This window comes from Aeromonas sp. s13 (genome assembly GCF_040907905.1).
In the GTDB taxonomy this organism is placed as follows: Bacteria; Pseudomonadota; Gammaproteobacteria; order Enterobacterales; family Aeromonadaceae; genus Aeromonas; species Aeromonas veronii.
Genome location: NZ_JBFOCS010000035.1, coordinates 12,200 through 24,299 on the forward strand (window position 1 = coordinate 12,200; position 12,100 = coordinate 24,299).

Consider the following 12,100-nt stretch of genomic DNA (forward strand, 5'->3'; position numbering starts at 1 on the left):
AGTGGTTTATCTTGCTGCATGTGTTTTCATCTTTATGTTTTTATTGAATTTTATCTGTGCCTCTGAAGTCGCGGAGGATGCAGAACATTTTCCCTTTTCGTGATCCCCCCCGAAGTAGTTCCCCCTGATATCCCTTAGTATCTGGCCAGCATGACTCCCTTTAGGGGGAGGATAACAAGAACAAAAAGGAATGATGGATGAGATCCGTGAGCAACCAGTGTCTGTTGATGCAGATCCAGCCGACCATCTTGCGCTTTGCCAAGATGCTCGCGAGTGTGCTGCAGCTTGAGGTCGAGATTGTGGATGCCGATATGGTTCGGGTGGCTGGCACCGGGCCCTATGGCAAGTTCTTCGGACGTCAGCTGGAGGGGGATTCCCGCCTGCTGCGCTATGTGATTGATAACCAGCGGGAGAAGATCGTTACCCACACCAGCGATGATCCCGTGTGTGACGGCTGTACCTGCAAGGAGAGCTGCCGTGAGCGCGCCTTCCTTGGGGTGCCCATCATGGTGGACGAGCGCTGCATCGGGGTGATCAGTCTGGTGGCCTTCAGCGACGAGCAGCAGGCGCGCCTCAACAACAATCTTCAGGATGTGTGCGACTATGTGCGCCATATCTCCACCATCTTTGTGGCCAAGTTGCTCGATTCACGCGGGCTGTCGGACGGGGTCAACAAGGTGTTCCTCAATCTGATGACCAACATGGATCAGGGTTGCCTGCTGCTCGATGACAAGAGTCAACTGCTCTACGCCAACGAGGCTGCACTCCATCATCTGGGTTGCCAGCAGGAACAGCTGCAGGGGCGTGAAGTGGGGATCCGTCCGCTCACCTTCTCCCAACATGGGCTGAGTGGTCATCTTCAGCACATCATCACCTTTGAAGGCCGTCAGGAGCTGATCATTGGCCAGCTACACCATGTGCAGGGCCAGCAGCTCTTTCTGATGGCGTTTCACCAGTCCCACTCCGGTCAGGTTCAGGAGCCGGATCCGGATGTGCGGATCGATCAGCTGATCGGCGAGAGCAAACCGATGCGCACCCTCAAGCGGCTGCTGCACCGCATCGCCCAGAGTCCCTCCAGCGTGCTGATCTGTGGCGAGAGTGGCACCGGTAAAGAGGTGGTGGCCCGCGCTGTCCATCGCCTGAGTCCCCGTCAGGACAAGCCTTTTATTGCCATCAACTGTGCCGCCATTCCCGAACAACTGCTGGAGAGCGAGCTGTTTGGTTATGTGAAGGGCTCCTTTACCGGTGCCTCCAGCGGCGGCAAACAGGGCCTGATCCAGGCGGCCCATCAGGGCACCCTGTTCCTTGACGAGATTGGCGACATGCCGCTCACCATGCAGGCCAAGCTGCTGCGGGTGCTGGAGCTGCGGGAGGTGACTCCCATCGGGGCCAGCCGACCGGTGCCGGTGGATATTCGCATCATCGCCGCCACCCACCAGCATCTCGATCAATACATAGCCGAGGGGAAGTTTCGCGAGGATCTCTACTACCGCATCAACGTCATCCCCCTCAACCTGCCGCCACTGCGGGAGCGGGAAGGGGACGTGGAGCTGCTGACCCACTACTTCCTCAACCTCCACACCAGCCGCATTGGCATTGTCTATCCCGGTCTGGCGCCCGAGGTGATGGCGCTGCTCAAGGGGTATCGCTGGCCGGGCAACGTCCGTGAGCTCAGCAACCTCATCGAATATCTGGTCAACGTCAGCCAGGCGGGCGAGGTGATTGACGCCAGCCTGCTGCCCCCCAACATCATCCGCAATCAGGAGCCCCATCGCGTGGTGGCCCAGTCGATCCCGGTGACCAATCTGGATGCGGCGTTCAATGTACCTGCCACCGCTCCGCTCGCCTCCACGCCGGAGAAGCTGCCTGAACCCGTTCCGGGTGAGAGCGGCCTTGAGAGCATGGAGAAACAGATGATAGAAGAGACCCTGCAGCGGCTTGGCAACAAGAAACTGGCCGCACAGGCGCTGGGGATTGGGATTGCCACCCTCTATCGCAAGATAAAGAAGTACGAGATTGCCGTGCAGAGCTGAGGCGCTGGCGGCGTTTATCCGGCCCGTGTCATTCATCGGATGGCACGGGTTTTTTTATGGGAACAAGGCTCTGCGTTATTGCCGAATTGTGCTGAACGGATTGGCGGGGCAGGGGAGTGGCTAAATGGCAGAATGCAAAAAGCCCGCTCGATGAGCGGGCTTTTTTAATCTGGTGCGTCCTAGTGGATTCGAACCACCGACCCCCACCATGTCAAGGTGATGCTCTAACCAGCTGAGCTAAGGACGCAGGGTGCGCAATGCGGCTTTTATTTCTTTATGCAGAAGTGGTGGGTTTAATTGGATTCGAACCAACGACCCCTACCATGTCAAGGTAGTGCTCTAACCAACTGAGCTATAAACCCACATCTGGAATATCTGCAAAGTTTTGAAACTGAATGGTGCGTCCTAGTGGATTCGAACCACCGACCCCCACCATGTCAAGGTGATGCTCTAACCAGCTGAGCTAAGGACGCATAATCAGTGTTCTGTAATGGTGCGTCCTAGTGGATTCGAACCACCGACCCCCACCATGTCAAGGTGGTGCTCTAACCAGCTGAGCTAAGGACGCATCACAGAAAAAGTGGTGGGTTTAATTGGATTCGAACCAACGACCCCTACCATGTCAAGGTAGTGCTCTAACCAACTGAGCTATAAACCCACTTTCTATCACTTCACTACGCCAGCGCTGCTGACGTGGTCGGCATACTACCCATGCCCCCCAAGGCTGTCAACAGGCCATATGCACAAAGGAGACTGTTTGCCCAGTTCTTGCGCAGCCTGTTGATTTTGCAGGCGAGTTGTCGCTTGCCAAGCCCTGTTACTGAGATCGCGACAGGGTAGTGCAGGCTTCCGGAGTGGCAAAGCGGCCATAGATGTAGCGCAATCTCGCCCCCAGCATCAGGGCCGCACTGGTGAGGCCGACGATAAAGCCGATCCAGAAGCCCTGCGGCCCCATCCGCGGCACCAGCCAGTCGGTCAGACCCAGGATCATGCCGGTGGGCAGCCCCAGTCCCCAGTAGGCGACGATGGTGACGTAGAAAATCGCCTGGGTATCCTTGTAACCGCGCAGCGCGGCGGCCGCGACCACCTGCACCGAGTCGGAGATTTGATAGATGGCGGCGAAGAACAGCAAGATGGCCGCCAGGACGATCACCTGCTGATCATCGGTATAGATGGATGCGATCTGCTCGCGCAGCAGCACCGTCATGGCGGCAGTGGCAGCAGCGATGGCCATCCCCAGCATCAAGCCGGTGCGAGCCGCCACCCGGGCGTGATGGGGTTGCCCTTCGCCGATGCTGTGACCGACCCGGATGGTGACACCCACCCCGATGGAGAGGGGCAGCATAAAGACCAGGCTGGAGAAGTTGAGCGCAATCTGGTGGCTCGCCACCGTTTCGGCGCCGAAGGGGGCCAGCATCAGGGCCACCACGGTAAACAGGGTCACCTCGCAGAAGATCGCCATGGCGATGGGGAACCCTAAGCGGAACAAGCGCCAGATCCGGCTGCCGTTGGGGCGAGCCAGCTGGGAGAAGAGCCGGATCTCGGTGAAGTGACGGGAGAGCTTCACATAGAGGATCATCGCCAGCAGCATGGCCCACAGCACGATGGCCGTGGCCACGCCACAACCCACCCCGCCCAGTTTCGGCATGCCGAAGTGGCCGTGAATGAAGATGTAGTTGGCGGGAATATTGACCGCCAGCCCGACAAAGCCGATCACCATGGTAGGCATGGTGTGGGAGAGCCCCTCACTGAAGTTGCGCAGCACCTGGAACAGCACGAACGCGGGCAGACCCCACAGGATGGCGTGCAGATAACCAGTGGTCTTGGCCGCCATCACCGGCTCCACATCCATGAACTGCAACGCCAGCGGGCTGTAATAAAGCGCAATCATCGCCAGCGGGGTGACGATCAGTGCCAGCCAGAAGCCCTGATGAACTGCCGGACGGATTGCCTCCCGTTTACGGGCACCATTGAGCTGGGAGACGATGGGGGTGAGCGCCATGATGATCCCCTGCACCAGCAGGATCACCGGTAGCCAGAAGCTGGACGCCACCGACACGGCGGCCAGATCGACCGCACTCACCTGACCCGCCATCACGGTATCGACGAAGTTCATGGCGACCTGGGCGACCTGGGCGACCAGAATGGGGCTGGCTAGACGGACGAGCTGCTTCGCCTCGGACCAATAACGTTGCACTGACACCTCCGAGTGGATCAGATAAGAGTAAAAAAGAGCGGAAATCGGGAAGAGCCTTTGCACTTTCGGACGAAAGTGCAAAGGGTGGGGGAGGCATTCTAGCCTGAAATTCAGCCAGGACGAAATAGTTGCCGCCCCGGGGGGCAGGATCAGGCGTCTTCGTGATCGCTGATCAGCAGGTTGGCAGCGGCATAGGCAGCCTGTTCGCGAAGTTCGGCGGGTACCCGCTCATCGGCGGCGACCGCGTTGAGGGCACGGATGGTGGCGGCGATGGCCTTCGGCACATAGCCCTGCTCGCCGGAGCCAATCTGGTTATAGGCGATACGGATCGCTTCACAGCACTCATAAACCATCATGATTTGCTTCCTTGAAAGTAAAAAGGCGAGCAAATATAGCGGTTTTGCTCCCATTTTGTCAGTATCGCGGTTGTAATTTGCGGCAAGCCCGTTAATTTGGTTACCCCCTTTTCCTGTTTCGGCCTCTTTGATGCTGCTCTCTTCGCGCAACTCACTGGCGATCTTTCTGACGCTGTTTGCACTTCTCGCTCTGACGCTTAAGGATGGTGCGGACAAATATCTGGTACTCCATGGCTACTCCGTGATGGAGATGGTCTGGTTTCGCTTCTTTGTTCCTTTCCTCGGTCTGCTGCTGTTGTTGCCAAGGCGCACCATGTCGGCGCTGCTGGCGGTGGATCGCTGGCTATTGTTGCGCTCGCTGCTGTTTCTGGTCTGTGCGCTGGTCTCGGTGATTGCGCTGGCCCATGTACCGCTCAACGTCTACACCATCATTTGCCAGCTTGGTTCACTGGCTTTCGTGGTGGCGGGCGTGATCTTTTTCAGGGAGCGTCTGACCCGGACCAAGGTGGCGGCCGTGCTGCTGGGGTTGTTTGGCGTGCTGGTGGTGATCCATCCTGACGGGGGCGACGCGAACCTCTACTATCTGCTGCCACTGGTTATTGTACTGGCCAACACCGGCTACAACCTTATCACCAAGCTGGTGGATCCACGTTTGACCACCCTCGATATCCTGATCGTCACCTGCTTCATGCTGGGGATGGTGGCAATGGTCGCACTCTGCTGGCAGCCTGCACTGTGGCGCTTTCCGGCGCTTGCCGACTGGCCCTATCTGCTGGCGCTACCGGTGGTGACCCTGCTCTCCCAATATTGCCTTATCAAGGCGATGCAGTATGCGCAGGCCTCTACTCTGGCGCCCTTCTTCTATTTCCAGATCTTTTTTTCAACCCTCTGCGGCTATCTGATGTTTGGTGAAATGCCGACCCTCAGTAGTATGGCGGGGTGTCTGCTCATTGTGCTGGCTGGCATAGTGGTCATCCATTCCCAGCGCCGGGATCGTGTGCTGGCGCGGTCTGAGGCGGCGGAGCAGGTGTGACAGTTTGTACGAAACGAATTGTGTAAAAACGGATTATGTAAAAGAAGCGGCCACAGGCCGCGATAAAAAACAGAGCGTGTTACCAGAAACAAAGAGGTGATGATGTTTACCGGAATTGTGCAAGGTGTGGCCGAGCTGGTCGCCATCGAAGAGAGTGCTTCATTTCGTACCCACGTGATCCGCATGCCCAGCCGGGAGTGGGGGGAAGGGCTGGCCCTCGGCGCTTCGGTCGCCCACAACGGCTGCTGCTTGACCGTTACCCGGGTAGAGGGTGAGCTGGTCAGCTTCGATCTGATGCAGGAGACCCTGCGCCTGACCAACCTCGGCAAGCTGCAGGTGGGGGACAAGGTCAATGTGGAGCGGGCTGCCCGCTTTGGCGATGAGATCGGCGGTCATGCCATGTCTGGCCATATCATCGGCATGGCAGAGGTCACCTCGGTGATCGACACCCCCAACAACCGTCAGGTGTGGTATCGCCTCGCCCCCGAGCTGATGAAATATGTGCTGACCAAGGGGTACATCGGCATCGACGGCATCAGTCTGACCATAGGTGAGGTGCGCGAGCGGGAGTTCTGCGTCCACCTGATCCCCGAGACGCTGGCTCGTACCAACCTCGGTTGGGTGCGCGCCGGCTGGCCGACCAATATCGAGATCGATCCCCAGACCCAGGCCATCGTCGATACCGTGGAGCGGGTGCTGGCGTCACGCGGGGGGTAACTGAAAGGAAACGGCCGGTTTCAATCGCCTCATAAGCAAGGGCCTGCAGTGTGCAGGCCCTTGTTATTCATGTGGTGAAAATATCCACTCAACTTTCTATGACTCGCAGTCACAACATCTGCTCAACTCTTTGCGACTTGCAGGCAAAACAGCTGCTCGGCCTTTTGTGACTCGCAATCAAAACAGTTGCTCGTCATCCGCATCCACAAACAACTGCAAACAGTCGCGGGCTTCGTCGCGGTGAAGCCGCAGGTGGATCGGATTGCAACAGGCCATGCAATCTTCGTAAAACTCCTGATCTCCCTGGCTGGCATCCAGCTCGACCCGGGTATGGTGGCCACAGTGGGGGCAGACGATGCGCTTGCTGGTGTACTCGATCATGATAACCTCCTCGGGCCCTGGGGCCGCCTATCTACCCTGATTCTAGTCGGGCTGCAGGGGGTTAACCGCGAGCAAACGCACGTTTATGACAGAGATCAAGCCTGAGGGATGGCAAGGTGCAACCGGTTGGACTGGTCGTGTGCGAGAGGAACAATCTGGTTGTGAATGACGGGTGAAAAGAGGGGAATTGCCAACGGTTGTTTGGCAATCACAGGGGGCTGGATGCCCCCTGCGGATATGAGAACGCGAGCGCAGCAAGGCGCCGACAGGCGCTACTTGACCCCGCTGGCCAGCATCTCGCTATTCAGCTCGGCCAGCGAGCTCAGCTGGTAGTTGGCGATGGTCAAGCGTGGGTCACCCACTAAAGCGGGATCCGGCACGATCAACGCGGTCATGGAGGCCGCCTTGGCCGCCAGCAGACCGGTAAAGCTATCTTCGATGGCCAGACAGTGTACCGGTTCCACTCCCAGCTTTTCGGCGGCGTGGATGTAGACATCCGGGTGCGGTTTGCCGAAACGCTCTACTTCAGCGGAGTGAACCGCCATAAAGCGATCGCGAATGCCAAGTTTGCCGAGCACCGCTTCTACCATCGCAAAGGGTGATGAGGTAGCCAGACCCACTTTCAGCCCGCGGGCCTCGATAAGGTCGAGCGCTTCCAGCACACCTGCTTTGGCCTGACCTTCGGAGAGGATCAGGGCGTTGACCCGATCCAGAATGCGCTGTACTACCTCTTCCTGAGTTGGGCCGCTCCACGGGCGCAGACGATACCAGTGGGCGACCAGCTGATCGATGCGCACGCCGATGGTCGACTCACAATCCTCGACGGTGTGGGGGTGACCCAGTTCGGAGAACACGGCGATCTGGGCCCGTTGCCAAAAGGGTTCCGAGTCGATCAGAACACCATCCATATCGAAGATCACGGCAGCTAACATCTTGTACTCCTGACAAATTTGAAGAGTGGATTATAAGCCTGACGGGCAAATGCAAAAGGGGCATTGCCATGCCCCTTGCGCCCGATCACACCGGCAAACGTTTGTTTCGGTGTGGCGAAAAAGCAGCGTCTAGAAAATGACCTCGACGCTGGCGGCAACCGCCTTGGCCTGTTCGACCGCCTCGCGGCAATCTTCACCCCGGGCCAGCGCCACGCCGAGACGGCGGCGACCGGCGATCTCCGGTTTGCCAAACAGTCGCAGCTGGGCACCCGGCACTTTGGCAAGCGCCTCGCCAATCCCCTGATAGCGGATATCCTGACTGTGCCCGTCGCGCAGCACCACGGCGGAGGCGCTCGGCCCGTACTGGGTGATGGTGCCGACCGGCAGCCCCAGAATGGCGCGCACATGCAGGGCGAACTCGGAGAGATCCTGGGAGATCAGGGTCACCATGCCGGTATCGTGGGGGCGAGGCGAGACTTCACTAAACCACACTTCATCCCCCTTGATGAAGAGTTCGACCCCGAACAGGCCGTAACCACCGAGGGCCTCAACCACCTTGGCCGCTACCTCTTTGGATCGGGCCAGCGCCAGCTCGCTCATCACCTGCGGCTGCCAGGATTCGCGATAGTCGCCATCTTCCTGCCGGTGGCCGATAGGGTCGCAGAAGTGAATGCCATCGACGGCGCGTACCGTGAGCAGGGTGATCTCGTACTCGAAGGGAACGAAGCCCTCGACGATCACCTTGCCACGACCGGCGCGGCCGCCTTCCTGGGCGTAGGTCCAGCTCTCATCCAGCTTGGCGAGATCGCGCAGTACGCTCTGCCCCTTGCCGGACGAACTCATCACAGGTTTCACCACGCAGGGCAGGCCGATAGCCTCGACGGCGGCGACAAACTCCTCTTTGCTTTGGGCAAAACGGTAGGGGGAGGTGGGCAGGCCCAGGGTCTCGGCGGCGAGGCGGCGGATCCCTTCCCGGTTCATGGTGAGCTGGGTAGCGCGGGCGTTGGGCACTACCTTGACCCCTTCTTGCTCAAGGGAAGCAAGGGTATCGGTGGCGATCGCTTCAATCTCGGGGATGATGAGGTCGGGTTTAACCTCGGCAACCAGGGCACGCAGGGCGTTGCCATCGAGCATGTCCAGCACGTGGGCTGCGTGGGCCACTTGCATGGCGGGGGCATTGGGGTAGCGGTCGGCGGCGATCACTTCGATCCCGAACCGTTGCAACTCGATGGCGACCTCCTTGCCAAGTTCGCCAGAGCCCAGCAGCAGGGCACGGGTGGCGCCGGGGCGGGTTGCGGTTCCAAACATACGATCTCTCCTGATGTCGATGGTCATTGTTGATGATCGCTATTACACAAATAGCGGACAAAAAAAGAGGCACGCATGGCGTACCTCAGGAAACGGGTTTGTGAGCGCGCTGCTCCAGATGGGTCAGCAAGGTAATGGCGCCAATGATGATGGCGGCGCCAAGCCACAGACGGCCGGGGGGCGCCCAGCCAAACACCAGCCAGCCCGCCAGCACGTTCATCGGCAGCTTGGCAAAATCGAAAGGTTGTACGAAGGAGGCCTCCGCCACGCTGTAAGCGCGGGCGATGGACATCTGGGCCAGCGCCGTCAGCACGCCGGAAGCGGCTACCAGCAGCCACTGGCTCTCGCTTGGCCACTGCCACTCCGGCAGGGCCAGCATGACGTTGAACGGGGTACTGAAGATAAGCAGATAGACCACAATGGTGTGGGATGATTCGTTGGCTGCCTGATAGCGCACCATCAGGGAGTAGCCGGCCCAGAACAGCGCCGCTGCCACCGGCAGCAGGGAGGCCCAGTTGAATTCGTCAGTCCAGGGGGCGAGGATCAGCATGGCGCCGGCAAAGCCCGCCAGGGTGGCCAGAATGCGGGCGCGGCTCACCTGCTCCTTGAGCAGCAGGGCGGAACCCAGGGTGGCAAACAGCGGTGAGGTCATCAGCAGAGCGATCCCCTGCCAGATGGGGACGGGGTACGCCAGCGCCCAGAGCCAGAGCTGGATGCCGATCACTGCCAGCAATACCCGCAACAGGTGCAGCCGGAACTGATTGGTCATCAAGGATTGGCGCAAGCCATGACGAACCAGCCAGGGCAACAGGCAGATCAGGGCGATCAGGTATTGATGAAAGGCGACCTGAGTAGAGGCAAGGCCGAGTTTGAAGCTAACATACTGGCTCAGGCTGTTGACGGCGGCGAAGCAGAGTCCTGCCACCATCATCCAGACTGCACCGGCCAGAGGAGAGTGCCTGCGCGAGGGTATCATGGGATCCGGGTCGCTGGAAAAAAGTGCGGCGGATCATAACGGCAATCGTTTGTTCTGCCAAGGGTTGAAGCGCGGCCGCAGGGCTGGCTGGCGAGTAAGTGGCCTTGCATCAAAAATTTTGAACAAGTTGAGCATCTATTTTCGCTATCAGCAAATAAGCACAATGTTTAGAGTGACCTCCATCGACAGCAACGCTGTTCAACCGACAACCAAATGGAGTTTCACCATGGCCAATATCCTCGTACTCAAATCCAGCATCTTGGGTCAATATTCCCAATCCAACGCCCTGATCGACGGCTTCCTGGCTGACCATCAGGATGATGTCGTCACCGTGCGTGATCTGGCTGCCCTCAACCTGCCGGTGCTGGATGGCGAGCTGGCCTCCGGCCTGCGTGGTGGTGATAACCTCAATGAGCGTCAACTGGCGGTGATCGCCCAGTCCGACGAGCTGATCGCCGAGCTCAAAGCAAGCGATCTGGTGGTGATTGCTGCCCCCATGTACAACTTCAACATCCCGACCCAGCTGAAAAACTGGATCGATCTGGTGGCTCGCGCTGGCGTCACCTTCCGCTACACCGAGACCGGTCCGGTGGGTATGGTTGAAAACACCCGTGCGCTGGTGATCAGCCCCCGCGGCGGCATGCACGTCGGCAGCGCCACCGATCTGGTCACTCCCTACATGCGTACCGTGCTCGGTTTCATCGGTATCAAAGAGGTGGATTTCATCTACGCCGAGGGGATGGGTATGGGCCCGGATGCCCAGAGCAAGGGGATGGAAGCGGCCAAAGCGCAGCTTGAGGCTCTGGCTATCTAAGGGCTCTATTCTATGAGGGCTCTCTATCCCGTCAGGGGTTATCTCTTCAAGGGGTTGCCCTGCGAGATACAAGAACGCAGCCATCAGGCTGCGTTTGTTTTTGGGCTAGATATGATTGCGACAGATGTTGCTGCTACAGAGAGTATCGCGGCAAGCGGTCGGTATAGACGTTCCGGCGAAATCGCTACTCCATCATAAAGCGACGACAACCACGCACCAGCAGCAATGCCACCGCGACCAGTAGGCCAAGCAAGAGGGTGGTCAGCCACTGTTCGGTACTTTGCGGCAAGTGGGGCGTGAAGAGGCTGATCATCAACAGGGTACAGAGCGTGATCAACAGGCTCTGTCGGGTCATCAATATCATGGGGTCATCCTTGGTTTGCTCACCTGAAACGATTTTAATGCCCTCTTGTGACAGGGTGATGTATCCGTGCATCACCCTGTTGGGGCTCTTCAGACCATATCAGGTTTTTACCGCAGAGCCAGCGCCATCACTGGCGCTGTGATCCCGATCCCGCTAGCTCTCTTTATCTGAACTGTTTCTGCGCTGGCTGGTAGTGAAAATCGCCGCTGGCGAGGCGAGCTTCCAGTGCTGCCTGATCGATCTCCTGCGCCTTGCAGAGATCATCCAGATCGTCATAGCGATCACGCAGTTGCATATTGACGACGCTCAGCAGCATGTTGATGTCCATGGTGGCGAACTTCTTCAAGTCCATGATTACTTCTCCCGATCCAGTGATTGCAGTTGCTCAATGGCGGCGCTGACGCTGTGCAGATGCTGGCGGATCGCCTCGCGGGATTCGCTAGGCAGATAGTCGGTCAGGGTGTGTTGCCAGCTGCCCGCTTCACTCTTGAGCTGCAGGAAGAGGGCGAGCCCGGCATTGGTGAGGGAGACCAGGCTGATGCGTTTATCCTGCTCGCTGCTCTCGGTAAAGATGATCCCTTTTTCGACCAGACGGCGGATCTCGCGGGAGATGCGCACCTTGTCCATGCCGCTCGCCTCGACCAGCTCTTTCTGGCTGATGGGGTAGTTGGGGCCGAGCACCATCATCAGGCGCCATTGCGGCACGGTCAGCTGGTAACGCTGTTCATAAAACTGTTCGAAGGTATCCCGTAGCATCTCGGCGGCATGTACCAACTGATAGGGCGGGTAGTGAGCGAGTAACGCTATGATTTTTGACATATTACACCCTGCTGTGACGGCTGCATCAGATGCAGTTTCTTTTGATACTTTGACATTGATGATACGAAACTCAAGCTGATTTGTCTGACCCGGTTGCGATGAAATGTGCGGTGGCGCACGCCCTCAAGGAAAAACCGGGTCTGACCGACTGGATTTTAAGCCAACGCTGT

Annotated in this window: 13 protein-coding genes and 5 tRNA genes; 4 read left to right on the forward strand and 14 right to left on the reverse strand. The window is 58.5% G+C overall.

All coding sequences use genetic code 11. From position 1 onward, the window contains the following. Positions 1-197: 197 nt before the first annotated feature. On the forward strand, positions 198-2,033 hold the full coding sequence (locus tag AB5Y82_RS04950) for a sigma 54-interacting transcriptional regulator (protein WP_159143788.1): 1,836 nt from the start codon (positions 198-200) through the stop codon (positions 2,031-2,033). Between the two features lie 170 nt (positions 2,034-2,203). On the opposite strand, the gene AB5Y82_RS04955 is transcribed toward AB5Y82_RS04950, so the two are convergent. From AB5Y82_RS04955 to AB5Y82_RS04985, 7 genes are all read right to left on the reverse strand, one after another. Beyond that, positions 2,204-2,280, reverse strand: a tRNA-Val gene (locus AB5Y82_RS04955). A gap of 38 nt (positions 2,281-2,318) precedes the next feature. Next, a tRNA-Val gene (locus AB5Y82_RS04960) sits at positions 2,319-2,395 on the reverse strand. Positions 2,396-2,429: 34 nt separating this feature from the next. Next, a tRNA-Val gene (locus AB5Y82_RS04965) sits at positions 2,430-2,506 on the reverse strand. An 18-nt stretch (positions 2,507-2,524) separates the two neighbouring features. Continuing rightward, positions 2,525-2,601: transfer RNA gene (locus AB5Y82_RS04970), tRNA-Val, on the reverse strand. A 13-nt stretch (positions 2,602-2,614) separates the two neighbouring features. Continuing rightward, positions 2,615-2,691 (reverse strand) — tRNA-Val (locus tag AB5Y82_RS04975). A gap of 159 nt (positions 2,692-2,850) precedes the next feature. Continuing rightward, positions 2,851-4,230 (reverse strand): MATE family efflux transporter, encoded by a 1,380-nt coding sequence (locus AB5Y82_RS04980; RefSeq protein ID WP_005360967.1) that lies wholly within the window; start codon positions 4,228-4,230, stop codon positions 2,851-2,853. A gap of 149 nt (positions 4,231-4,379) precedes the next feature. Next, positions 4,380-4,586, reverse strand: coding sequence for a YaeP family protein (locus AB5Y82_RS04985; protein ID WP_005352334.1), 207 nt, complete (start codon positions 4,584-4,586; stop codon positions 4,380-4,382). 130 nt (positions 4,587-4,716) lie between these two features. Between AB5Y82_RS04985 and AB5Y82_RS04990 the strand changes: the two genes are divergently transcribed. Beyond that, on the forward strand, positions 4,717-5,619 hold the full coding sequence (locus AB5Y82_RS04990; protein ID WP_368173726.1) for a DMT family transporter: 903 nt from the start codon (positions 4,717-4,719) through the stop codon (positions 5,617-5,619). A gap of 102 nt (positions 5,620-5,721) precedes the next feature. Further along, positions 5,722-6,336: a riboflavin synthase subunit alpha gene (locus tag AB5Y82_RS04995; protein ID WP_368173727.1), complete on the forward strand. Its 615-nt coding sequence runs from the start codon at positions 5,722-5,724 to the stop codon at positions 6,334-6,336. Positions 6,337-6,513: 177 nt separating this feature from the next. Here the strand turns inward: AB5Y82_RS04995 and AB5Y82_RS05000 are convergent, their stop codons facing one another. The 4 genes from AB5Y82_RS05000 to AB5Y82_RS05015 all read right to left on the reverse strand — a co-directional run bounded on the left by AB5Y82_RS05000 (position 6,514) and on the right by AB5Y82_RS05015 (position 9,933). Continuing rightward, on the reverse strand, positions 6,514-6,717 hold the full coding sequence (locus tag AB5Y82_RS05000; RefSeq protein WP_005336871.1) for a CPXCG motif-containing cysteine-rich protein: 204 nt from the start codon (positions 6,715-6,717) through the stop codon (positions 6,514-6,516). A 272-nt stretch (positions 6,718-6,989) separates the two neighbouring features. Continuing rightward, positions 6,990-7,649 carry a hexitol phosphatase HxpB gene (hxpB, locus tag AB5Y82_RS05005; RefSeq protein ID WP_111901126.1) on the reverse strand — a complete coding sequence of 220 codons (660 nt, stop codon included), beginning with the start codon at positions 7,647-7,649 and terminating at the stop codon, positions 6,990-6,992. A 129-nt stretch (positions 7,650-7,778) separates the two neighbouring features. Continuing rightward, the gene (gene purT / locus AB5Y82_RS05010) at positions 7,779-8,957 is read right to left on the reverse strand and encodes a formate-dependent phosphoribosylglycinamide formyltransferase (RefSeq protein ID WP_368173728.1); all 1,179 of its coding nucleotides are present in this window, start codon (positions 8,955-8,957) and stop codon (positions 7,779-7,781) included. An 85-nt stretch (positions 8,958-9,042) separates the two neighbouring features. Next, entirely contained in the window at positions 9,043-9,933 is an 891-nt protein-coding gene (locus AB5Y82_RS05015) for a DMT family transporter (RefSeq protein WP_101530832.1), read from the reverse strand. A gap of 226 nt (positions 9,934-10,159) precedes the next feature. Here AB5Y82_RS05015 and AB5Y82_RS05020 point away from each other — a divergent pair, with 226 nt between their 5' ends. Continuing rightward, positions 10,160-10,747 (forward strand): FMN-dependent NADH-azoreductase, encoded by a 588-nt coding sequence (locus tag AB5Y82_RS05020; RefSeq protein WP_005336864.1) that lies wholly within the window; start codon positions 10,160-10,162, stop codon positions 10,745-10,747. Positions 10,748-10,931: 184 nt separating this feature from the next. Here AB5Y82_RS05020 and AB5Y82_RS05025 read toward each other — a convergent pair whose 3' ends face one another. From AB5Y82_RS05025 to AB5Y82_RS05035, 3 genes are all read right to left on the reverse strand, one after another. Continuing rightward, positions 10,932-11,111 carry a hypothetical protein gene (locus tag AB5Y82_RS05025; RefSeq protein ID WP_005336860.1) on the reverse strand — a complete coding sequence of 60 codons (180 nt, stop codon included), beginning with the start codon at positions 11,109-11,111 and terminating at the stop codon, positions 10,932-10,934. A 163-nt stretch (positions 11,112-11,274) separates the two neighbouring features. Beyond that, positions 11,275-11,463: a DUF4250 domain-containing protein gene (locus AB5Y82_RS05030; RefSeq protein ID WP_019445848.1), complete on the reverse strand. Its 189-nt coding sequence runs from the start codon at positions 11,461-11,463 to the stop codon at positions 11,275-11,277. 2 nt (positions 11,464-11,465) lie between these two features. Further along, entirely contained in the window at positions 11,466-11,930 is a 465-nt protein-coding gene (locus AB5Y82_RS05035; protein ID WP_005336856.1) for a MarR family winged helix-turn-helix transcriptional regulator, read from the reverse strand. Positions 11,931-12,100: the final 170 nt, after the last annotated feature.